This window comes from Bacillus pfraonensis, from assembly GCF_050768835.1.
GTDB lineage: Bacteria > Bacillota > Bacilli > Bacillales > Bacillaceae_G > Bacillus_A > Bacillus_A pfraonensis.
Genome location: NZ_JAHCDO010000004.1, coordinates 53,825 through 77,695, shown reverse-complemented (window position 1 = coordinate 77,695; position 23,871 = coordinate 53,825). Strand labels below are relative to the sequence as shown.

The 23,871-nt window shown below is 33.0% G+C and carries 23 protein-coding genes, 3 pseudogenes and 1 riboswitch; of the genes and pseudogenes, 6 read left to right on the top strand and 20 right to left on the bottom strand.

Features of this window, described 5'->3' with window-relative positions:
- Positions 1–424: 424 nt before the first annotated feature.
- The gene (locus tag KFD70_RS05040; protein WP_431612975.1) at positions 425–1,618 is read right to left on the bottom strand and encodes an alpha/beta hydrolase; all 1,194 of its coding nucleotides are present in this window, start codon (positions 1,616–1,618) and stop codon (positions 425–427) included.
- Between the two features lie 138 nt (positions 1,619–1,756).
- A complete protein-coding gene (locus tag KFD70_RS05035) occupies positions 1,757–2,608 on the bottom strand; it encodes a patatin-like phospholipase family protein (protein WP_336451093.1) in 852 nt (283 codons plus the stop codon).
- Between the two features lie 194 nt (positions 2,609–2,802).
- Between KFD70_RS05035 and KFD70_RS05030 the strand changes: the two genes are divergently transcribed.
- Positions 2,803–3,180 (top strand): PH domain-containing protein, encoded by a 378-nt coding sequence (locus KFD70_RS05030; RefSeq protein WP_336451092.1) that lies wholly within the window; start codon positions 2,803–2,805, stop codon positions 3,178–3,180.
- A gap of 162 nt (positions 3,181–3,342) precedes the next feature.
- On the opposite strand, the gene KFD70_RS05025 is transcribed toward KFD70_RS05030, so the two are convergent.
- From KFD70_RS05025 to KFD70_RS04975, 11 genes are all read right to left on the bottom strand, one after another.
- A complete protein-coding gene (locus KFD70_RS05025) occupies positions 3,343–3,816 on the bottom strand; it encodes a GNAT family N-acetyltransferase (RefSeq protein WP_336451091.1) in 474 nt (157 codons plus the stop codon).
- 5 nt (positions 3,817–3,821) lie between these two features.
- A complete protein-coding gene (locus tag KFD70_RS05020; protein WP_336451090.1) occupies positions 3,822–4,343 on the bottom strand; it encodes a YfiT family bacillithiol transferase in 522 nt (173 codons plus the stop codon).
- A gap of 20 nt (positions 4,344–4,363) precedes the next feature.
- The gene (locus KFD70_RS05015) at positions 4,364–4,897 is read right to left on the bottom strand and encodes a GNAT family N-acetyltransferase (RefSeq protein ID WP_336451089.1); all 534 of its coding nucleotides are present in this window, start codon (positions 4,895–4,897) and stop codon (positions 4,364–4,366) included.
- Between the two features lie 92 nt (positions 4,898–4,989).
- Positions 4,990–6,312, bottom strand: coding sequence for an NAD(P)/FAD-dependent oxidoreductase (locus KFD70_RS05010; RefSeq protein ID WP_336451088.1), 1,323 nt, complete (start codon positions 6,310–6,312; stop codon positions 4,990–4,992).
- Positions 6,313–6,560: 248 nt separating this feature from the next.
- Complete coding sequence (locus KFD70_RS05005) at positions 6,561–7,340, bottom strand: undecaprenyl-diphosphate phosphatase (protein WP_336451087.1); 780 nt, start codon at positions 7,338–7,340, stop codon at positions 6,561–6,563.
- 139 nt (positions 7,341–7,479) lie between these two features.
- Positions 7,480–8,109, bottom strand: a complete 630-nt coding sequence (locus KFD70_RS05000) for a hypothetical protein (protein WP_336451086.1) — start codon at positions 8,107–8,109, stop codon at positions 7,480–7,482.
- 173 nt (positions 8,110–8,282) lie between these two features.
- Positions 8,283–8,657: a nucleotide excision repair endonuclease gene (locus tag KFD70_RS04995; RefSeq protein WP_336451085.1), complete on the bottom strand. Its 375-nt coding sequence runs from the start codon at positions 8,655–8,657 to the stop codon at positions 8,283–8,285.
- A gap of 91 nt (positions 8,658–8,748) precedes the next feature.
- A complete protein-coding gene (locus KFD70_RS04990; protein ID WP_336451084.1) occupies positions 8,749–9,312 on the bottom strand; it encodes a GNAT family N-acetyltransferase in 564 nt (187 codons plus the stop codon).
- Between the two features lie 160 nt (positions 9,313–9,472).
- Complete coding sequence (locus KFD70_RS04985; protein WP_336451083.1) at positions 9,473–10,588, bottom strand: NAD(P)/FAD-dependent oxidoreductase; 1,116 nt, start codon at positions 10,586–10,588, stop codon at positions 9,473–9,475.
- Positions 10,589–10,906: 318 nt separating this feature from the next.
- Positions 10,907–11,557, bottom strand: a complete 651-nt coding sequence (locus KFD70_RS04980) for a YdeI/OmpD-associated family protein (RefSeq protein WP_336451082.1) — start codon at positions 11,555–11,557, stop codon at positions 10,907–10,909.
- 156 nt (positions 11,558–11,713) lie between these two features.
- Positions 11,714–12,505: an arylamine N-acetyltransferase family protein gene (locus KFD70_RS04975; RefSeq protein ID WP_336451081.1), complete on the bottom strand. Its 792-nt coding sequence runs from the start codon at positions 12,503–12,505 to the stop codon at positions 11,714–11,716.
- Positions 12,506–12,899: 394 nt separating this feature from the next.
- Positions 12,900–13,003: riboswitch (purine riboswitch) on the top strand.
- Between the two features lie 178 nt (positions 13,004–13,181).
- Here KFD70_RS04975 and KFD70_RS04970 point away from each other — a divergent pair.
- Positions 13,182–14,063, top strand: a pseudogene (locus KFD70_RS04970) (5'-methylthioadenosine/S-adenosylhomocysteine nucleosidase).
- Positions 14,064–14,281: 218 nt separating this feature from the next.
- Here KFD70_RS04970 and KFD70_RS04965 read toward each other — a convergent pair.
- Positions 14,282–15,280, bottom strand: coding sequence for a phosphotransferase enzyme family protein (locus KFD70_RS04965; RefSeq protein ID WP_336451079.1), 999 nt, complete (start codon positions 15,278–15,280; stop codon positions 14,282–14,284).
- Between the two features lie 511 nt (positions 15,281–15,791).
- Between KFD70_RS04965 and secY the strand changes: the two genes are divergently transcribed.
- Positions 15,792–17,096, top strand: coding sequence for a preprotein translocase subunit SecY (gene secY / locus KFD70_RS04960; protein ID WP_336451078.1), 1,305 nt, complete (start codon positions 15,792–15,794; stop codon positions 17,094–17,096).
- 140 nt (positions 17,097–17,236) lie between these two features.
- On the top strand, positions 17,237–17,524 hold the full coding sequence (locus KFD70_RS04955) for a hypothetical protein (protein ID WP_336451077.1): 288 nt from the start codon (positions 17,237–17,239) through the stop codon (positions 17,522–17,524).
- Between the two features lie 201 nt (positions 17,525–17,725).
- Here KFD70_RS04955 and ycaC read toward each other — a convergent pair whose 3' ends face one another.
- The 5 genes and pseudogenes from ycaC to KFD70_RS04930 form a co-directional block, all read right to left on the bottom strand.
- Positions 17,726–18,361, bottom strand: coding sequence for an isochorismate family cysteine hydrolase YcaC (gene ycaC, locus KFD70_RS04950; protein ID WP_336451076.1), 636 nt, complete (start codon positions 18,359–18,361; stop codon positions 17,726–17,728).
- Between the two features lie 59 nt (positions 18,362–18,420).
- Positions 18,421–18,606: pseudogene (locus tag KFD70_RS04945) on the bottom strand (hypothetical protein); the annotation flags it as partial.
- A 176-nt stretch (positions 18,607–18,782) separates the two neighbouring features.
- The gene (locus KFD70_RS04940) at positions 18,783–19,415 is read right to left on the bottom strand and encodes an FMN-binding negative transcriptional regulator (RefSeq protein WP_336451075.1); all 633 of its coding nucleotides are present in this window, start codon (positions 19,413–19,415) and stop codon (positions 18,783–18,785) included.
- A 22-nt stretch (positions 19,416–19,437) separates the two neighbouring features.
- Positions 19,438–19,956: a spermidine/spermine N(1)-acetyltransferase gene (gene paiA / locus KFD70_RS04935; protein WP_336451074.1), complete on the bottom strand. Its 519-nt coding sequence runs from the start codon at positions 19,954–19,956 to the stop codon at positions 19,438–19,440.
- 25 nt (positions 19,957–19,981) lie between these two features.
- The gene (locus KFD70_RS04930) at positions 19,982–20,434 is read right to left on the bottom strand and encodes a MarR family winged helix-turn-helix transcriptional regulator (RefSeq protein ID WP_336451073.1); all 453 of its coding nucleotides are present in this window, start codon (positions 20,432–20,434) and stop codon (positions 19,982–19,984) included.
- A 114-nt stretch (positions 20,435–20,548) separates the two neighbouring features.
- On the opposite strand from KFD70_RS04930, the gene KFD70_RS04925 reads away from it, so the two are divergent.
- Both KFD70_RS04925 and KFD70_RS04920 read left to right on the top strand, forming a co-directional pair.
- Positions 20,549–21,193, top strand: coding sequence for a YczE/YyaS/YitT family protein (locus KFD70_RS04925; RefSeq protein WP_336451072.1), 645 nt, complete (start codon positions 20,549–20,551; stop codon positions 21,191–21,193).
- A gap of 544 nt (positions 21,194–21,737) precedes the next feature.
- Positions 21,738–22,717 (top strand): annotated as a pseudogene (locus KFD70_RS04920) (aldo/keto reductase family protein).
- Between the two features lie 57 nt (positions 22,718–22,774).
- Here the strand turns inward: KFD70_RS04920 and KFD70_RS04915 are convergent.
- On the bottom strand, positions 22,775–23,866 hold the full coding sequence (locus KFD70_RS04915; protein WP_336451071.1) for a GerAB/ArcD/ProY family transporter: 1,092 nt from the start codon (positions 23,864–23,866) through the stop codon (positions 22,775–22,777).
- Positions 23,867–23,871: the final 5 nt, after the last annotated feature.

The following is a 23,871-nucleotide window of genomic DNA, read 5'->3' as shown; positions in this document are numbered from 1 at the left end:
TCTCACAGCAATTTTCAAGTTAAAAATCAGTTGAATTATAAATGTTCCAGATGGCCATAAAATTACGACACGATCAATTAAATAATTTTCATTTTGTTATTAAAACTATTTAAAATTCGTACATGTAAGTTTTTCTCCAGTATTTCTACAGTTTTTCATATTTATATCCCGTTTATTAAATATGGTTAAATTTAGGGTTTTCTATACAATCTTATTTGTTTGCTTTGATTCTTAATCTTAGTAATCTATGATTACTTATAATTATTTTTTGTATTTTTACATGTACATTGCATTGATAAATATAGCGCCTCTTCTCTATTTTCCACCTATATTAAGACTATATATTCATTTAATACATTCAAAAGCGATTTTTAGACATTAGCAACAATCCCAATTCATTCATATTTTCCCTCTCCCTTTCTTTTTAAGATAACGTCCTTGAATGTTTTAACGATACTATCCCCTCAGCAAGTTGCTCTCGCCACCAGATTTCGTCGTGACCGCCTTGAAACTCACTATAGATAATTTGGTATTCTTTTTCTCTAAGTGTCTTAGATAGGCTTCTATTAGCTTTTAAAAGCGGTTCGTTCTCAAGTGTTCCAGCCGCCATATACATACGTAATCTCAGCGTATTACTAATTGATAAAAATTGTTTCTCCATCCAAGGGATTTCTTCTTCGTGACCATCCTTTTTCCAATATACAGAACCTGACAATGATAGTACATTCCCGAAAATATGAGGATTCTTAAGTGCTGCATAAAATGCCGCTAGGCCACCGAGGCTTAATCCTGCAATTGTTATGTGCGAAGGATCCTTATACACATAATATTTCGCTTGAATCCAAGGAAGTAGCTCTTCTATTAAAAACGTGTTCATTTTATCGTTATAAGTAAGTTCCTGCAATCGATCTACGTGCTCAATTCCAACAATAATACACGAAGGTATTTCTTGATTATGAATGAAATGATCAAGTGTTGCTGGCGCTGAAAGATTTTGCATAAATGAGTTTCCATCAAATGTGATGATAAGATCTTGAAGGCTTGATGTAAGAGAATAACGATGAGGTGTGTAAATATGGATTTTTTGTGTATTGCCTAAAATAAAACTGTAAAAAGAATATGTTTCAACTTTTCCCTGAGGATAATAATTTTTAGGGAATCTTTTATCGTACTGCGTTTCCATTCCTATTTCTAAAATAGCTGCTTTATCTGTTCCTCCTCCGAATATATGACTGTTAAATGGATCTAATTGATACTGTTTACTACGCGCTACCCAATTGTTTTCAAAATAATCATTAACTGAAAAGTGATAGGTAGAAATAAACTTTTTATTCGTTCTAAATGTTTTGTACCAAACATTCGTATCTAAAAGCTGTTCGAGTTGATTGGCATCAAGGTCCCAACCAGGATAACTACCAAATACATAAACATTTTCTGTGTCTTGATCGCCTAGCCATATGTAAGTAATAAGATGATACTGACTATTCATTGGACAAGTTTCTATAAATGGCGTCCTATTTGTTTTGAGTTCATTTAAAAATGTGTGATAAGCTCGTATATCTCCGTTAATCAATTGATCTGTAAGTTCTGCTATCTTAGAACTTAGTATTGACTTCATTCCTCTTCCCTCCAATATCGCATTATATAATTAATACTTCTTTCTTTATAAATAAATCCCTATATAGACATGGTACTAATGTTGTATAATTTATGAACAAAAAAACACACAAACAATATAGTCTGTGTGTTTTTTTGTTCATTTCTCTATCCATTCTAATAACCGCTCATACTGATCCTTTGCATCCTGATATCCAAGATTATATAAATTAACAAGCTTATCCTTATTTCTTTCAATCCCACTAACAGGAAGTTGTACACTTGGTTGAATGACAAAGAAATTCTCGTTTTGTGGATCTGAAGACATATAGGAAATGGTTTCATTATAGAACCGATAATGTTCTACTAACAGTTCAGAGACTTTCGGGTATCGTCTATATAAATATTTCGCCATAGATGAAAACTTATTACGCTTTTTCACATACCCTTCCGGTTTCGTCATAATAACAACATTCTTTTGATATCCGTCTATTTGCGCCTTTCGAACAGGAATAGGATCAATAATTCCCCCATCCAAAAGCTTTTTACCATCATAGTCTACAGCTGGAGCAATAAATGGTACAGAACTTGATGCACGAATAATTTTTAATATATCATTCCCGTGCTCTTGCTTATTATAATAGACAGCTCCTCCTGTCTCACAATCCGTTGTTCCGATAACAAATTGCTCATTTGTATGTAAAAAAGTTTGAAAATCAAACGGTACAATTTTAGTAGGCACTTCATCAAAAAGAAAATCCATCCCAAACAATTCTCGTTTTCGTATGAAATTTCGATAAGATATGTAACGATGATCAGAAACTAACTCTGTATTTACTTTTTTATTTCTTCCCTTTTGGCGAGATACATAAGTTGCCCCCATGCATGCTCCTGCTGATACTCCAACTACATATGGGAAAAATAAATCATTTTCCATAAAGTACTCGAGTACACCAGCTGTATATAATCCTTTCATGCCTCCGCCTTCTAATACTAAACCGATATTTTTCATGTATACTCCCTCTGCGTTTGTTTCTTAATTTTATAAACACTTATATTTTAGCACAAGATATTATGATGAAATACCAATAAATTCGTTGTATTCACTTAAAAAAACTATTGCTGCATTGTAAGAATCTCTTAGTCTATAACGTGCTACAATAAAAGAAACTCATTCCAAAGATCATAAAGAAGGAGGAATTTCAAATGGGTTTATTTAGCGGTATTTTAGGAAATGCATCTGATACGAGTACAGAAAATGTAGAGCGTGACTTACAAAAGATTATGCTTGATGATGAACAAGTTGAGTATGCGTATAAATTGATTCGAGATTTAATTGTGTTTACAAATCGACGAATGATTTTAGTAGATAAACAAGGAGTAACTGGTAAGAAAACAGAATATCATTCTATTCCATATAAAAGTATCACACAGTTTAGTATCGAAACAGCAGGTCATTTTGATTTAGATGCAGAACTTAAAATTTGGCTATCTAGTATGCATGAACCAATCACAAAAGAATTTAAAAGTGATGACAGTATTTTAAGCGTTCAAAAAGCATTAGTAAAATACACAACGAAATAATTTTTTGTATTTTTATGCATAAATAAAAGTATTAACCCCGTATATTTTGGAACAACATGCACTGATTCCTTTTAAAAATACAAAAACGTTTATATAAGGCCAAAATAAAAGGATAGATAAAACAGATATACTCTGCTTTATCTATCCTTTTAAAATCTATTTTTATAATATCTTTTTATAGTAAACAAGTGTTGTATGATCATTCAATTTCTTTCTTAACCCTGTCTGAATGTAACCTACTTTTTCATATAGATAACAATTACGTTCTTCTTCTAAGATTGTAGCTAATTCCCAACTCGTTGCTTGTGGAAACATCTTCTCTATTAAAGTGAGTGTTTTCTGAGCGATCCCTTTCCCTTGATAATTAGGCAGAATAAACATAGGGCTAATCCAAAACTGTGTCGTCTTCTCTTTCCAAAATACACAAATAGCTCCGACAAGAGTATGATTAGCTAATATTTTATAAAATCTACCATTAGGATGATTTATTCTTGTAATTACTTTATCAATCGTTTCATTAGCAGGATTCGTTTTATAGTCCTTATATTTTTCTAATAACGGTTTAAATGCTTGTACTTGAATATTAAAAATAGATTCTGCATCAAACTCGATTGCTCTTTCTAATATGACTTCCATGGTACTTACCACCCTGATTTTTCCCGTAAAGAAGTAATATGTGCAGTGTGATGACGCCCGTGCCAAGCATATAATCCAATTGCAACCTCTAGTTTTGTTTCACCTGATTCTGGATGATTAAAAGTTTTTTCAAGATCTTCCTGTTCTAAAGAATTTAATAAATTTACCCATCTTTTATGTAAGGAATCTAATAATACAAGAGAAACATCTACAGGTAATTTTGAATCAGGGAGTTCTGCCCATTTCTCTTCCATATATGGCTTAATTGTTGGGTTATTTTCTGTAAGAGCTAACTTAAAACGAATATAGCTATTCATATGACTATCAACCACATGATGAACAACTTGCCGTACTGTCCACCCACCCTTTCGATACGGTGTATCTAGCTGATCTTTATCTAAATCTTTAATTGCTTTTGTCAGTTCTTTAGGGAGATTTTCAATTTCTTGAATCCACTTTTCTATCATTTCCTCCGTAATATTTCCTTCATAAGTAAACTTCCCAATTGGATAACGTAAGTCCTTCATTGCATTGATCCCCTTTTGTTTTAAAATTTCTTTTGTAATATTTTAGTATGTTTCCAAACGTAATGAATGAAATTAACCTTTTGATCATTTAATTCTATAACTTTTTTATCAATTGCGGTTTGTGAAAAGCCGCTTTTTTTCAATACTATTTGTGAAGCAATGTTATTATTTGTTGTCTTTGCATGAATTTCAGTAATTTGATTTTTTGCTGCTTGAATTAGGAGTAATTGGACAGCCTTAGTTGCGATTCCTTTTCCAACAAAATTTTTTCCTACACGATAACCAAGATATCCTAACTGTCTATCTTTCTCTATATCTACTAAATTTATTCGACCTACAATTGTTTTTTCCATATTCCTGATGAGATAAAAGTAGGAAATGCCCTCTTTTTGTTCTTTTAACAATTCATCATGTTTGTGCTGAAATGTTTCATAAACATAGTAGTCCTCTCCACGATTTGGTACCATCTTTTCAAAAAAGGCTCTATTATAACACTCAAAAGCAAACAATTCTTCTGCATCTTGTTCCTTTAATTTTTCTATGTATATTTCCATTCATAATTCATTCCTTTTTTATTCAATTAACTATTATAAATTCGCCATTTAGTAGTTAATTCCCTACTATAAAGTAATAGCATTAACCTTCTTTATTTTTGTCGAGTTGTAAGAATAGCAAACCATACCTTAGGGTGAAAAAGATGTAGAGGACTACGCATAAGATTCATTACCTTGACTAAACGAATATAAATGTCTGGATTATTCGCAGAAAGCTGGTATATTTTCTTCGTATACCATTGTTGAAGTGGTTGTATAAAAGACTTCTCTCCTTTTATCTTAGGATGACGAAATGCTTCTGTAGTAACCATTTCCCACGGCGTTGCAATAATTTTCGAAATCCGTTTATAAAAGTTACGAGTAAACCCTTTTTCTAACCTTTTTCGATTCTTTAAACACATGTGTAATTCTTCAGCCTCCATAGCAGCAACAGAAATCCCTTGTCCAAAAACCGGATCAAAACGACAATGAGCATCTCCCATTACTAAGAACCCTTCTGGCATATTTTTCACTAAATCGAATCGGCGACGTACTTGATATGGAATTTTATGTATTTTTATATCTGTAATCGGTTCTGCTTGTTCAAAGAAATGAATGACATCTGGTGCAGGTAACTTATGAGCAAATGCAAGGAACTCTTCATCTGTTTTTGGTGCATTCTCATTGGCGTATCCGCTAAAAGTTACGAAATATCGATTGTCTTCAATTGTTTGAATAAAGGCACCATAAGGATTTTCAGGAAAGCTAGGAGAAATAAGTAAATTACACCAATCAGGACGTTCATTCTGTTTTAGACGGAATACCCTAGTTGCGTAAAACAATTGAATCCATACTTTTTCTTCTTTTACTTCTATGCCATGTGTTTTTAACCACTCTATATTTTTTGAACCAAATCCGCTCGTATCAACAACTAGGTCTGCGTGAAGATCTTTTTTCATTCCTGTTTTTAAACACTTTGTTTTCACACCAGAGATTTTGTTACGGTGCGTATCAATTAACAATTGTTCCACCATTGTTTCATATTTCGTTGTAATATTATTTACTTGACGCATTCTTTTTTGTATATGCCACTCAAGCATAGGACGACTCTGTTGAATCGCATTCAATTCTCCAATAAATGGTTGTTTCCATAAACCAAAATGATGCCATCTCAAATCTCCAGTAAAATTATTTACGATACCCCCATCTTCTTTTAATTGGGTCATAATTGCAGGGAATAATTTCTCAATTGCTACTTCACCACCTTTTAATAACACATGAGGATGATAACTTTGTGGCACTTTTTTTCGAGGACTTTTTTCATTCCACTCTTCGCCTGCTTCTAAAATAACTACTTCTTGAAAAAAATCTGATAGAGCTTTTGCTGCTAGTTTCCCAGCTATACTTCCGCCAATAACGATTGCTTTTCCTAACATTTTTTACCTCCCAAAAGATATTTCCGCTACTTTCATGACACTAAAATATAATTTTTCATTTTCTTTTGTATTCCCCTGGCATATTAATAGAATCATAAAATAAAAAATCCTGCTATAACATTGCGCAACAGGATTTTTTTATCAACATGTATTCATCTTCTCCTTTCATTATAAGTACTTCGTGAACAAATAATTCGCATGCAATTTCGATAAAAATGCTAATAATGTTCCATCAAACAAGACCTAACTTAAAATACGTCAGTGAACTGTAAAGTTAAAATTAAAACACCTAAAGCCCATACATAATACGCGAACACTTTAAGAGAATGCTGTTTTAAGTATTGAATCATCCAAGATACTGCAATATATCCGAAAAATGCTGCGGATAAAGTACCAACGATTAACGACGTGCTTGAAATCGTTTCAGCTTTCCCTTGAAACACGTCCACAGATTGTAAAACGATAGCGCCTACGATAGCAGGTGTAGATAACAAAAATGAAAAATATGCTGCTGTTTCACGATCTAATTTTCTCCAAAGCGCAGCGACAATTGTCATACCAGAACGAGAGATTGCTGGAAAAATAGCAAATGCTTGAAACGAACCAATAATGAAAGCATCTTGATATGTAATGTCATCCATTTTCTTACGTCCATTTTTTTGCTTCTCTGCCATATATAAAAACAAACCTGTCACTAAAAACTCCCATCCGATTGTGACACCTGTCTTTGAAATCTCTTCAAAGAAATCTTTAAATAATAGACCGATTATAACAGCGGGGATTGTTCCAACAATGAGTAAAAACGTAAGCTTTGAAAATGGATTTTTAATTAAATAAATAAACTCTTTTTTATAATAAATAAACACTGCTAGCAGGGTACCGATATGAAGCATCGTGTCCAAGAAAAGACCTGCTTCATCTAAGTTAAATAAATGTCTTCCTAAATACAAATGACCCGTGCTGCTTATAGGTAAAAATTCGGTTAGCCCTTGGATAATTCCTAATATAAAAGCTTCTAACCAGTTCATGGTGATCTCCTTTCTTGTTTGCTTGTACCAGTATATGTTTGTTTTTAGTTGTTATGAAGGAAAGAGCTAGGAATTCAAAGGTTAAAAGATTTTTTAGACACCAAAAAAAGAGGAGACATCTCCTCTTAACATATAAACACTATTTAATTTGTTCTTTATACTCATGATTCACAAGTACATACCATTTTCCTGTATCAAATTTTTCTTTATTAATCACATAAACTTTATTTTCTCTCTTGACATCCCCAGGTTTTAATTCCTTAGTAATAGTAGAGGTCTCACCTTTTTCAACCTCATAACTACTAGTTGCCCACACATCACTTTGGTAAGCATTATCATTTTCATCCACTAAATCAACTGATGGTAAAACGGCTAATTTCATCGGTTCGTTTGTAATGTTTTTTCCTTCCGCTTCTAAAACAATAAAGACATGTCCATTTTCAGGTTCTTGGATCCCTATACTTTCTTTACCAACCTTATCTCTTTCTACAACTCTTTTTACAGTTACATCAAATTTAGGTGTTTGAAAATTCTTGTTTAAAGTATACTCTTTTTCTTTTATTTTTGATTTCTCTTTTGTTTGCTCTGTATTTTTCGGCTTTGTATTCTCTTTCGTTTTCGTCTCTTCAGTTGTTTGCACTTTCTTTTCTTCTTGTTTAGAAGTAGTTTCTTTAGATTCTGAAGAAGTTTTGTCAGATGTACTTCCGCAACCAGATAAATTGAATACTAAAGCGCCACCTAAAATACATGTAGTAAATTTTTTCAACATCCTTTTCATCCCCCAATAACACAATATATAAATTTTTTACTTATCATAGCAAAAAACAATCTTTTGTATTGTTATATTTTGTCGAATAGTCTAAGGGGATCCGATATTTTTTATTAAATAAAAAAACATGACCTTAATATAGTACTAAGATCATGTTTTAAATTGCTCTTATTTTATTTATAAAATACCTTATCCACATTGTACTTCGCTTGAAACTCGTTAATAATATATGTTTCGTAAATTTCTCTTTCCATTGCATCTTCTACAATACATACATCAATGCGGTATACTTCATCACGATGTGCTTTAATTGGTGAAACGTTGTCTTCAAAATGCTTTTTAATACGCTGTCTTATTTTACGTGCTTTCCCAACAAAAAGAAGTTCGTCATTAATGTTATAAAACATAAAAATGCCGCTTTTATCTCTTGGGAACAGGTGGAAATCAATGAATCCATGAATTGGAGTGATTCTTGGCTCATCGCCTTTTATTACTTGTTTTCTTTCTGTGATTGAAACATCAACTGTAGGTAAATCAATTTTAATCAAGTTGCTTCACGTCCTCTTTTATTGTAAAGGTAAATAATAGCACATGTATGTAAGAAAAGCTATTCGTGCTGAGTGAAAATACCGTTTTTTGCTATCTACTAAATATTATAGGTATATCATTGATACGTTTTTTCCAAATCATATGATCACACGCCTCGCCCCAATAATCCTGTAGCAAAAAGTTAGGCTCTCCAAATTTGTTCTTCCATATCTTCTGTGCGTTCGTATACCCACTATCCAAACAGAATTCTGTAATCCCTCTCCCTAATAAGGTAAGGAGTACCACATTTAAAAGCAAATTTCCTATGCCGCGTCTTTGATAATTCGGCAGTACAAATACAGTCCCCACCTCATACAAGTCTTTTAATACGCCATCTGTACACTCATGAATCAGTTTGCTAGATGGCCCAAACTCAATTGTACCGATAATTTTATTACAACGTTTATCTACAGCGATTAAAAAATATCGATTTTCCCCATCGCTATCAAAGTCACATTTTAAGTACTGCTTTTTAGCTTCAATTTCATTTTCTATGTCATCAGCCCAATCTGATAAACCTTCTCTAGCAAACGTATCGATAATAACTGTATGAAAAAGTTGTTTTAACTCTTCATAATCACTGAGAATGGGTCTTCTTATTTCAATATTATCCACCTAAGGCAACTCCTTAATCTCCTAAATTTCAAACTTACAATTCATATAGCTTTTCTCTAAAATACTCAAAATTCCCTCTGCACACATAAAATTTACTTCGGGTAATGAAAAAAGAAACAAAAAAGATTAGGTAATTGCTCCTAATCTTTTTTTGTAATAACTATTCAATTGCACCGGCTACATCATAATGACTTAAATCTAATTCTATTGGCTGTCCTAAAGCAAGTTTCGCAAGTTCAGAACCTAAGTATGGACCTGCTGTTAATCCAGAAGCACCTAAACCATTCGCAACGAGTATACCTTTAAAATTAGGTAGTGGACCGATAACTGGAAGGAAACCTGGTGTGAATGGTCTAAAACCAACTCTTGTTTCTAACATCGTACTATTTTCTAACCCTGGTGCCACAAACAATGCTTTATCAAAGACTTCATGTAAACCACCGGCTGTAACACGATAATCAAGACCAGTATCATTTTCATGCGTTGCTCCTACAACTATACGGCCATCTTCAAAAGTTAAAATGTACTGATCATTTGGCGGCATTACAACTGGCCAATTTTCAGTATCCGTGTTTGGCATATGTAAATGAACAATCTGTGCTTTTTGGAAAGTCACAAGAAAGTTAACACCAAGTGGTTTTAACAATTCATTTGCCCACGCTCCTGCAGTGACAATTACTTGATCTGCCGTTAATATTTCACCATTCACATGAACACCTTTAACATAATTGTTTTCATGAATTAAAACAGCATCTCCTTTTATATAAGTAGCACCATGTTTTTTTGCAGCATTTACAAGAGATTGACGCAGTGCTCTTCCATTTACACGAGCGGCACCACTTATATGTACAGCTCCATATTTCTCCGATAACGGCGGGAATAATTCTTTTGTTTCCTCTGGCGATAGACGAGTAATTTCACCAATTTCTGGTGCATCCTCGCGCCTTTTATATGCTCGCTGCTCCATTTGATCTAACTTTTTATCATCTGTATGTAAGCTAATAGCACCTACTCGGTTATAACCTGTATCTGTTTCGCCATCTTCTTCTAATTGCTTAATTAAAGAAGCGTAATAGCGGGCTCCACCTTTTGCGATTTTATACCAAGCTTGATTACGTCGTTGCGAAAGCCATGGACATACAATGCCTGCTGCTGCATCCGTTGCTTGCCCTAAATCCTGGCGATCAACTATAGTAACATTAGCTCCCTCTTTAGCGAGATGATAAGCAGTAGACGCTCCTAAAATTCCAGCTCCAACTACAATATACGATTTCATTTCAAACACCTTTTCTTATTCATTCTTTTAAATTCTATTTACTGCACAAGAGCTCTACACATTTTATGTGCTATAAAAAGCAACTCTTATAAATCTTGAACCATATTCAGTATACTGGAAGGAGATGTTTTTTCAACTTTTTCATTCTATTAATTGTGTCATCATTATGTACTTTGATATAAAAAACTGAAGTTCACAAAAAAACACATTCTTGATTCCCTATTTATAGCATGAAATCAAGAATGTGTTTTTTATATCTTAGTATTTAACATTCAGTCCCTAATTTTAAACTGTCCACGTTCTACTATTAAGTTTTCTTTATTTCTTCTTTCTACGGAATAAATCAATTGATTTATAACCTTGTGAAAGGATTTCAATCATTTGCTGTACACGCTTGTCACGTGTCTGTTGCTGTTTTGCTGAGAATATGTGGCGTGCCCAATCTTTTTGATATCCTGGTGTTAAACTTTGATAAAACTGAAGTTCATTTGGATGATTGGTTAATAATGCTTCTACATCTTTAATATTCTCTACATAATCAGCAACACATTGACTAGCCGCAGATGTTTTCTTAACTTTCTTTTTTTCACGTTTCAAACCAACGACAGTAAAGATATCATCCATACTTACCATCCGTGCAAATTTGATATCACTATTACCCACATATCCATCTTCTCCAACGTTCATTGCTGGAAATATTTCATCTCTGTGAACAAAAGTTTCATAACGAGTATTTCCTTTTTTCGGATAAGCAAAAAATAAATAGCCTTTTTCAAGTAATAGTTGTTTAGTAAGAATAAGTTGTGTGTGCTTAATCATCTCATCAATTGTTTCTACAAAAATGAAAATAGCATCATGATCTTTAGAAAGCGTAGTTGCTTGTTCAGTAAAAACGTCGTAATCTTCTGGTTGGTTGACTACCACCATATTTGTATACTTATTAAGGTTTAATTTAGCGATAATTGTCATTGATAGCTCCTTCTTTTTTAATTCATTGTTGTTTTTATAGTACAATATTACTATAAGCGATATCGGCGGTAAATCGAAAAACTACGCTTTAATAGCGTCATACCATCAACTTAAGCATTTCTTTGTTCTCAAAATGAAATATAAATTACATTGTTTTTACATTTTAATATTAAATTTATCCTCTAATATCTCTGTATATTGTTGTTCTGTAAGTAACTTTTTATCTTTTTGACCATTTATTGTTTGAGTTAGGCTTTCTTTCGTTAAAGAAACGTACCCAGAATCCATAAGTTTCACAACAATTGGTCCTTTATTAAAGCGGGAATTTTCATCTTCTATCACTTTCTTTTGCACTCGATTTAAGATTATTTCATCAATAACATCTGTATGAAAAGCATGACATAATTTCCATTCTATCTGCTCTTTTGATTTAGGTAATAGATTAACATCTCGCCTCTCTAAAACGTAAGACCCTTTATCTGAATTTTCTCTTCTAATACGATATTCACCATTTATCGACTTAACAACCTCACCAGTAAATGGAACAAGCATCAAAGGCACCACTGAAGCAAGCCCTACCTCAATTAGATATACTGCATGATTATAATTTAAAATGATTGTAACGTGTCCTTCCTCAAGGGCCCAAACTTCTGTTTCTCTATCATAAACAGTACCTAATACTAATTGAACATCGAAACCACAATCTTTTAAAAAATAATACATAATTGAATTCAACTCATAACAAAGTCCACCACGTGAACTCATTAATATTTTTTCTTGTAGATTTCCTTTAGAAATTTCTTTTGTAGTCCCAGTCACAATATCCAAATTTTCAAAAGGTATTTCATAAGCCATCGTTCTAATTATTTTATTTAAGTCTTCAAATGCGATAGTGTTTTGTTTTTCAAGGTTCAATCTTGAAAAGAACATTTTTTGAAATTCTGTCATATAAAACACTTCCTCTACTATTTTCTTGTAATATAAATATATCTTTTTAAAACTTGATAATTATCTAGAAACAGCGAGAGTATCCTTTAAAAGGTGCATTGATTAAAATAGAATTATTACTAATAGCCTTCTTCACTATATGCTCATTCTAAAGGTCAAGTGGCTTACAAACAATGTGAATTAAATCAAACTGTACCGGTACAAAATTCCCAGATATATACTTTAATGGTACTGTATTAAAAATTTGATACCGCTATTTTAGTTTTGAATCCCTAAAAATCAGGCCTATCTTTCATTCTCACCTCGATAAAACCGAACATTAAAACAAATTATAAAAAACAAAGTTCACTTTTCTGTTGGATATCCATTATAAGTTTGCTATATTATCAATATAATCATCTTAAATACCATCACTCGTATATACTCGGTAATATGGTCCGAGCGTTTCTACCTAGTTCCCAATAAAAGAACTGGACTACGGGTTAAAGTGCTCGGTTGTTCGGCGTATTTAGCCGCTTCCGTTTGATAATTTAGCATTAGTCTATTTTTGCTGAATTAACTATACTTTGACTTCCGTAGTTCTAGAAAGTAGAAATCATTCTACATTTTCTAGAACTTTTTTCTTTGATTAAAACGCCGAGTATACAACACAACAAGAAAAAGGGAGAGATTATTTATGAAGAACAAAATCGTTAAAAAATGTGCTGTCTTAATGACTACTAGTGTACTAGCCTTATCTGCACTTGCAGGATGTAGTTCATCTTCACAAAACGAAGCGAAATCGAAAACAATTCAAAAGCCTATTTTAATCCAAGGGCCAATGCCAATAGAGGCTGAAAAATTTGCAAAAAGGTGAAAAGATGTGAAAGAAGAAAAATCAGGAACTTTTGTATTTTATAAAGGAACAGTAGATAACTATCCTGTAATCGTTGCGAAAACAGGTAAAGGAATGGAAAATACAGCAGCAGCTACAGCAATTGCAATCGAAAAATATAAACCTATCGCAATCATCAATCAAGGGACATCAGGTGGACATGATCCGAATTTAAACGTATTTGATATTGTATTAGGAAAAAGAGTTACAAACATAGGTTCATTAAAAACAGCAAATATGGATGAAAATCAAGGAATGGATCCAACAAAATGGATATCTATGGACTTAATGGCTTCTGAAGGAAGTGCAGGAGAAGACCCGAATGCCGAAAAGGCCCGCTACTACGAAGGCGATAAAGATTTGCTTGAAGCTGCTAATGCAGTAAAAGATAAGTACACGAAGGGTAAAGTAGTTGAAGGTACTATAGGCTCAGCAGATCTTTGGAATAATGAAGTTGATCGCATTAAATGGTTCCATACTAAGTACGGTACATCTGTAGAAGAAATGGAAGGTGCTGCCGCAGCACAAATCGCAAAAGCTTATGACGTACCATTCTTAGGCATTCGAGTACTATCTAATAATAAAACAAATAATGGTAAATACAATCCAAATACAGCATCGGCAAATCAAGAATATGTTTATGAAGTAGTTAAAAAATATATATCTGCAATGCCAAACAAATAATATAGGAAAACTACATTTACATCAGTTTTATTTTTAGTCACAAAAACGAAGGGATACTAGTATTTTTTGATACTAATCTCCCTTCGTTTTTTGATTTTTATTTCGCCTCCATAACCATAAAGGATTGATTGTCCATATCTTCCCTATAATAAAAAACACTTATAAATCAATACAAAGCAAAAGCATACTAACAGATGCAGTATGCTTTTTACTACAGTTTAGGAATGTAGTTTTTCCAACCTTTCACGAGTGTCTTCAATGAACTGCTTCATAAGTTTTTTTCGTAAATTCTGTAACCATTCTGGATGATTCTTTGATTCTGGAATATCAACCGTTCGTAGCATTTTCGCAAATATAATTAATTGATGCATCCTCATAAACAATGGTAAATCCCTTAAAATATCTTTATCAACTGTTGTTTCAAGTGTATACCCTTTGAGAAATACTTGATAGAATGGATGATCCATATCTACTCCCTCATGAAATATGTCTCGTAAAGCATATGCAATATCCGCAACGTACCAATAGTTAGCACAATCATCAAAATCAATAATTCCAACTTCGTCTTTATTTATACAGAGATTATCTAATTCAAAATCATAATGTACGATTCCAAAGTTATCACTGGTAATAGATAAATTACTCGCCCAAGTAGAAATTTTCTCTAATTCTTTATAGGCAGCCCACTCACTTTCAGGCAATGTCTTTGTTACAAAATTAAGATGATCTTTCCAGGTTGCACGATTTTGATGAAAATCTTTGGGCATTTTTTTCAAAACTTGATGAAGCTTACCTAAAGTTCTTCCCCATAATAAAAATTGCTCTTCTCTTAATTGCTCAACCTCGTATTGCTTACCGTCAAGTCCTTTAAAAACAACTGCATAAAAAATTCCTAATTCAGTCTCAACCGCTTCAATATAACGTTTATTTTTTGATTGAACTGGTTCTGCAACACGTATGGAATGGCGAGATAAATAAAACAAAATATCTATTTCATCTTTAAGTGCATCTATATTTCTTTCCTGTTTTTCTATAAATCTAAGAAAATGCCATTCTCCATCCTTTTTGAATACAAATATGAAATTTGCACTTGAACGAAAATAATATAATGACTTCTTGTCATATTCCCAACTTTCGAGAATTTGCTCTGCTAACGAACTTCTCCATTTATCATCAACAGTTTCTACTATCTTCAGCATAGAACTCAATTTCATCATACGATCCACCTCATTTTATTTTTTACATAAACGATGTGGAAATATATGAATCTCAGGATTATATTTTAGAAAACAAACTATTACAGCATCCATATGAGTGAGAACGATTCAGATGTATTTCTACACATTTACTTATTACATATATCATGGAATCTACTCACCTCCTTTTCATTATTAAAAAAATTATAGCAATTAAAATTTCGTATAAGCAATATTTATGAAAAACAGGCAAATCCTAATCCTTCTCATGTGTTTTTTCATTCTTTTCAGTCTTATCTATGTACATTCTTTTATTTATTAGGTATATTATGGTTATTGAATGATTGCGATTATCCATCTATCGCTCATATACATACTTGTATTTCTTATATCCGTGACAAAACTACAAAATGTATGAAAATCCATTTGTCAAATGAATTCTACACGGAAGGAGGTTTGTGGTTTATTCATCAGGATATAATATTCAGTTTTTCCTTTTAGGTAGCTGATAAAAAATACAGGAGGCGACATGATGTTTCGTACGATTTCAAATTTTATGAGAGCAGCTGAGATAAGAAGGAAAATCCTTTTTACACTTGCGATGTTAATTGTTTTTCGAATTGGTACGTTTATACCAGTTCCTCATACTAATGCAGAGGTATTAAAAGTACAAGATCAAGCCAATGTTTTAGGTATGCTTAATGTATTTGGCGGAGGAGCATTGCAAAACTTCTCAATCTTTGCTGTAGGTATTACACCATACATTACGGCTTCCATCATTGTACAGTTGTTACAGATGGATGTTGTACCAAAATTTACAGAGTGGGCAAAGCAAGGAGAAATGGGCCGCAAAAAGTCAGCTCAATTTACCCGATACTTTACAATCATTCTCGCATTCATTCAAGCCATAGGGATGTCTATCGGCTTTAACAATATAGCAGGCGGGCAATTAATTTCTAATCCAGGATGGACTACTTATTTATTTATCGCTACAGTACTAACTGCTGGTACTGCATTTTTACTTTGGTTAGGTGAACAAATTACTGCAAATGGCGTAGGGAATGGAATTTCAATGCTTATCTTTGCAGGGCTTGTTGCGGCAATTCCGAATGTCGTAAATCAAATTTATTTACAACAATTCCAAAATGCTGGAGATCAACTCTTTATGCATATCGTAAAAATCATCTTGATTGGATTAGTTATTTTAGCAATCGTTATCGGTGTTATTTATATCCAACAAGCGGTTCGAAAAATACCGATTCAATATGCAAAAGCTGCAACAGGAAACAATCAATACCAAGGAGCAAAAAATACTCATTTACCACTTAAAGTAAATAGTGCGGGTGTAATTCCGGTAATCTTTGCTTCCGCATTTCTTATGACGCCGCGGACAATTGCACAGCTTTTCCCGAACTCAAGTGTTTCTAAATGGTTAAGTACAAATCTAGATTTTGCACATCCAGTCGGTATGACACTTTATGTAGGTCTTATTATTGCTTTCACATATTTCTATTCATTTATCCAAGTAAATCCTGAACAAATGGCAGAAAACTTAAAAAAGCAAAACGGATATGTTCCAGGTATCCGACCAGGGAAATTAACGGAACAATATGTAACAAAAATTTTGTATCGCTTAACATTTATCGGTGCCATCTTCTTAGGTGCTATCTCAATTTTACCACTTGTATTCACGAAGGTTGCTACTTTACCGCCTTCCGCTCAAATTGGTGGCACAAGCTTACTCATCATTGTAGGGGTAGCATTAGAAACAATGAAAACATTAGAAAGTCAGCTTGTAAAACGTCATTACAAAGGATTTATAAAAAAAGTAAATTAATATTCACACATACAAAGTGGACACTATGAAAAACCCTCTCGTATATAAAACGAGGGGGTTTTTCATAGTACTTAAAAAATAGTTAAATTTTCAATTATATATTTGAGCCAGAACTTCTTGCTCCTCATGTGATTGATCCTTTGGTAGGTGCCGATCCTAGTGGTGCTCTTCAGATAGTTTCGAAAGAAGATTATCTAGCAGGGTCTGAAAAAAGTCAAGAATACTTGCATTCCCTGGGTTTTCAATTCGTCAAAACGCTCCCAGTTGAAGAAATTCCCCTCAATCCTTACTATACGATGGTGAAAACAAAAGGTGCGATGCGCATTGAAAAAATCCCGGGTCAGCCAATAGATCTCACTCATGATCCTATTTACATTTTGTACATGAAAGATGAGAAACCTAAAATGGTAGAAAGATATACTTCATAAATAATTGACAATCATTTATGTAAAATATTAATTTCTATACAGTAATCACATAAAACAAATAAGACATCACCAAACGTTTGTTGTGATGTCTTATATTATAGAACTTTATCTCAAAGCCACAGTTAGACGGAATCACATAAAAAAATAAGTATAGAAATACAAAAGAAAAAATGAAACAGTACTACTATTAATTAAGTAATTTTACTTGCTAAGCTCTCTTTGAGCTCTCATATAGCTTTCCATGATATTTTGATAACTAGGAAGATGTTTAGCAAGTAAAGATCCAAAGCCTTCAACATCATTTCGCCAGTCACGCTGTAATTCTGCTGCAACGCTAAACCAGTTCATTAGTTGGACCCCTCCATGAGCCATACGCATAAGAGCAGCATCTGCAACTTGTTTACTAAAAGTCCCTGATGCATCAGTTACAACAAATACCTCATATCCTGCGTTTACAGCAGATAGTGCTGGGAACGTAACACAAACATCAGTAACAACCCCTGCAATTATTAGTTGCTTTTTACCTGTTTCTTCAATGGCTTTAACAAATTCTTCATTGTCCCATGCATTAATTTGTCCAGGACGAGCTATTTTGGGCGCACCAGGAAAGAGCTCAACCAATTCATGCATTAGTGGGCCGTTCGGTCCGTTTTCAAAGCTTGTTGTTAAAATAACTGGTAAATCAAAAAAATTAGCGGTATTAGCCAGAGCCATAACATTGTTCTTGAATTCATCAATACCATAGTCACGCACTAGGCTGGAAATAAGACCTGTTTGGTGGTCCACTAAAAGAACAGCGGCATCATTTTTGGAAAGACGAGAATACAAATCAGACATTTTATAATCCCCCTTTAATGAATGTAATAGAAGAAAGCTCATATATCAGCAAGCTCACCTTAAACTTCTTCGTTTCTTACGATTATTTTCCTTTTATTATTAGGATGTTTAGCGTTTTCGTATGCGGCATCAATCACATCTTGATGATCTGTAAAGTAATCTGAATAAGGAGCATTTCCAACGGCATTGTTAACCACAGTAGGATCTCCATTGTACATACCGTGTGCATTTCCAATCGCAACTGCTTTTTCACTACATAATCGCTGGGTACAATTATTCCCTCTTCTTGCATGACATCTTTAAAGGCGCTTAAACGAAGCTGATTACTTTTGGCATCTTCTGTAATAATAGCGACTTTTCATAAAAAATTTGTGAAGAAATGTACTTAAGTTAACGAGTGCTTTAGTTGAAGAACATAGGCTTATATGTGATTCTTAAATCTCCTTCTCATCAGTTCTGCCATTTGATTAGAATTTGGATTTCCTTCGTTTTGTAATTTATTAATGATGTTAATATAATCCGTTTCATTGCGGTTCTGACTCAATTTATATGCAGCCTGAATTTCTCCCACCTTAATCTTAAATCCAACTATACCTTTCAATTCTCTTTCTAAAAGATTAGGAGAAAGTTTATCCCATAAAACTGGATTTTTTCGATTTCTCTCATATTTTTCCAGTACTATTGTTAATTCTTCTATTAATTCATCTTTCTCTAAAATGCTTCCTTTACCATATATATGGACGGCTTGATAATTCCATGTTGGAACTTCTTCATGCCCATACCAAGAAGAAGAAATGTAAGCGTGCGGCCCCTGAAACATAACAAGCATATCTTCACAGGTTTCACAGTTTTCAAATGTTCTCCACTGGGGGTTTCCGTAAGCCATATGTCCAGTAATATAATAATCATCACCTTTTTTATTTAACCCCAAAGGCAAATGAGTGGCAATTGGTTTCCCTTGTTCTGTTGTAATAATCGTGCCAAAAGAGTTTTTTTGAACAAAATCCCAAATTTCTTCAACGTTTGTGATCTTAAAATATTTTGGAATATACATAATAACCCACCTTTCAAAAAAGTTATATGAGTGTTTTAGTCATGATAAAGTCCATTTGTTCTTCATCACCCATATAAAAAGAGTGAGCTCCAGTTTGGATAAACCCCATTTTCTTATAAAAAGCAATAGCATTTTTATTTTTTTCCCATACGCCTAACCAGATTTTCTTTTTATTACGTTCCATCGCAATTTCCACAGCTTTATTTAGCAGATATTTGCCAAGCCCATGTTTTTGGAATTTGTTCTTTATATAAATCCTCTCGACTTCAAGTGATTCATCACCCATTTCTTCAGACTGAGCATTATTGGTATTGACCTTTAAATATCCAGCGACTTCATTATTAAAACAAATAAAAAAGAATTGTGATGAAATATTAGATAATTCTTTTTCTAATTGTTTTAGGTTGAACGCCCTTTCCAAATATGCTTTCATATTTTCGAGTGAATTCTGATGTTTAAATGTCTCATTGAATGTTTCATAACTAATTTCTTGAAGTTTGCGTAAATCTTCAAGAGTACACTTTTTTATATTTATAGTCATTTAAATATGTCGCTCCTTTATATAATCAATAATTTCTCTTGTTTCCCTTTTTTACAAATTCCCAGTCTTTTTCTATATTTTTCCTTACTCTTTGAAGAAGGTTGAAAATGGCTTCTACCTCTCTTTCAGAAAATCCCTCTAATGCAACGATATTAGAATAATCATTTTCTCTTTTTATAAAAGGATAAACATTTTTCCCTTTCTCTGTTGGAAAGAGCTTTTTAATTTTTTTGTTATATTCATCTTCTCTCTTTTCAATAAATCCATTAATTTCAAGTTTTTTTATAGCACGAGCTGCCGTTGTTCGATCTACTTTTATCAGCTCTGATAACTTTTCTTGAATGATTCCCGGTTTTTCACATATTCGCACAAGGTACAAATACTGTCCTTTTGTAAGGTCATATTCTTTAAATTCTATATTACTTATAGAATCTAATGCCCTTGCTATCATTCCAATTTCACGAAGAATTTCCTTCATAATTAACTCCTTAGTATATATTTTTATTGCAAATGCAACAAAGTTGAGTTAAGTTCAATATATATTATTTTTGTTGCAAATGCAATAAAAACAGTGGTAAAGGGGGTGAGTAAAGTGAAATATGTTTTTTATGTATTAGGAATTTTAATATTAACCCTTGGTATTTCTTTCACTATACAATCAGATCTTGGAACTTCACCTTTTGATGCACTTTTGGTAGGACTGTCCATAAATGTGGGGCTTACTGTAGGAAGTTGGGAAATAATAATAGCTTTAATATTGATATGTTGTAATTCATTTTTAAAAAGACAAAGACCAGAATTTTTAGGGTTGTTAACAGCATTTATAACGGGTATTAGTATTGATATTTGGCTTTTTTTATTGCATGATTTGATAGCACCTGAACTATGGTACAGCAAAGTTGTTTGTTTTGGAATTGGATTAGTTGTTATAGGATTAGGAACTGCAACATATTTATACACAAATTTTGCACCGATTCCAGTTGACCGATTAACGTTAATCGTACAAGAATTAACTAGAACAAATATATTTTTTTCGAGAACATTCATTTACCTCGTATTCTTGATAATGGCAATGATTATAAATGGACCAATTGGTGTTGGAACTTTACTAATCATTTGTTTAGGGGGGCTAATTCTTAATTACTTTATGCCATTTACTGAAAAAGTATTAGGCAGCATATTAACACACTCTAGTACATCACCAAATGATGATAAAGATAAAAAGCATTTATTATAGAATGATTTTTATTTTTCTTGTTCAACTAGCCTGTCGACCTTATATTAAAGAAAAAAACTGTAAAAACAGGATTGTTAATCAAACTTTATTATAAGTTGTCAATTTTTTTATAAAATTACATTTCATATATTTTCTTTTAAAAATTGATCTATTCTCATTCATATTGTTTTATTATTGGCTAAGTAGTTTAGAGTTTCTTGTCTCACTGTCAAAAAGTTTAGACTTTCATATCCTTTTGCTGAGACATGAAAGTACCTACTAAAATTTTGACACTGACTATTTATCAACGTTAGTTCATAATTTTTTAGTTTAGAGATTCCTGTCTTTCTACAATTATAGAAAGACAAGAAAGCGGAAACTTCATGAATTACTTTTGTAAGGTAACAGGAATGATTCTTATTGGTATGGGGTTAAAGTTGCTTCAAACGAAAGCCCCTCAATAAACTTAAATAACATAACAATGCTCCCCTTTTAAGAAAAGTTATTTTGAAGGAGCTTTTTGCTTATTATGATCAAGCCTAATACTTCATTTTAATCAATTGTCATGTATCTTCATACCCTCTATTGGCAAGTCTGCAAGATTGCATACGGAAACTGGATAAATCATGGGAGTAAAGTAGATGAGGATACTGCAAAAGAGTGTGTTAAAGCAGCACTAGATGTCGGTATAACAACATTCGATACTGCTGATGTTTATTCAGACACTAAGGCTGAATAAGTACTCGGCCGGTCTTTACAAGGTATACGAAGGGAGAGCATTGAACTATGTACAAAGGTGTGCCATCCGACTGGGAATGGGCAAAACGATAAAGGTTTATCACGAAAGCATATTCTAGAAAGTTGTAATGCATCTTTGCATCGTTTACAGACCGACTATATTGATGTCTATTATACACACAGATTTGACCCAACTACTCCTCTTGAAGAAACGATGTTAGCTTTCGCAGATCTTGTAAGACAAGGTAAAGTGCTTTATATCGGTGTAAGTGAGTGGACAGCAGAACAAATCACCCGTGGTGCAGTACTTTCACGGGAATTGAATATTCCACTCATCGCTAGCCAACCCCAGTATTCAATGTTGTGGAGAGTTATCGAAACCGATGTGATACCAACCTGTCAACGTGAGGGACTTGGGCAAGTAGTATGGTCGCCTCTCGCACAAGGTGTTGTCACTGGAAAATATCCACCCCAAAAACCAGTACCAACTCAATCACGTGCTAATTTTCCTGCTGGTAAACCATTTTTTATAATCTTGCACAACGTTGGATGAACGACAATGTGCTCACTGCTATCCAGAAACTCAAACCCATCGCTCAAGAGATTAATCTTACCCTCGCTCAACTCGCAGTAGCTTGGGTACTACAAAACCAGAATGTTTCCTCAGCAATTATCGGTGCCTCGAGCCCGGAACAGGTAAGAGAGAATGCGTTCGCTTCTGGTGTCAAACTGGAACCTGAAATAATGAATCAGATTGACAAAGTACTAGAAGGTTTTGTTGAGTACGATCCTAGTAAAACAGGTTAAGTTTTTGCACGTGACTTAACCAGAAATTCAGACTTACCTATATAAAACATAGATATATTATTTTTGAAAAGCTTGCTTAATTTTCATCATTATATACATCAAAGGAATATAAGCATATAAAATATAAAATCCAATATTAGACGTAATATCACTTAGTTTTTCTATCTTAATTCGCTTATCAATAAATATTGCAAATACAAATATTACTATACAAATACAAACCAATGATATTTTTGGTTTAACATTAAACATTCTTTTAATTCCTCTCGTACTCCCCCAGATTGCACAACAAATTGGAGGCAAAATGATAAAAAACCAAATAAAGATAATAATGTACTCAATTCTCTCAACAAATGGAAGTTCAAACACCTTTGTAAGTATTAGTGTAGCCCAGACTGTATGCTTAATTTCTCCTTGAGTGAAATATCCAAAAGAAATAATTGTTAACATCAGATAGATAGTAGTTGTAGTTAAAGTAGCTAAATGTGCCCATCTTACTGATTTATCCCTATTTTTAATAAATGGGTAATATAAAAATAATGTCTCGAATCCCAAATACATAAAAGTTGAAGCCTTCGCCGATTGCAAAACTTCAAATATGTCATGATTAAAAACAGGTAAAAAATTATTCCATACCATATACTTAATTAGAAAGAACACTGTGATTATTAAAAAAGATGGAATTATTACACTCCAAAAACTTATCCCAGTTACTGCCCTGAATCCACCTGCTACAATATAATAAATTACTATCAATATAAGTAATGTAAACTCCCATGTATGAACCGTAGGAAAAATCCAAACCTGCAAAATCTCTATGTATGCTCTGATAACAATAATCGCTGAAACAATCATATATCCTATAAATAAACTTGATAGAATATATCCTATATTCTTACCAAAAAGTTTATTATTGATTGAAATTAAATCTCCGTCTTCTGCATATTTTAAAACTGAATACATCATTTTTATCACAATATGTATACTTATACCTGTAATCAAGATTGACTGCCATGCATCATGTCCTGCTCCTTGTATGAGTTCCCTTTGATATCCTAAAACTCCTACTCCAGTTTGTGAGGAATGGACTAAAAAAAATACAAAAAATGGTGTTACCATAGAACTTTCTTTCACTCTTACTTTATTCATGTATC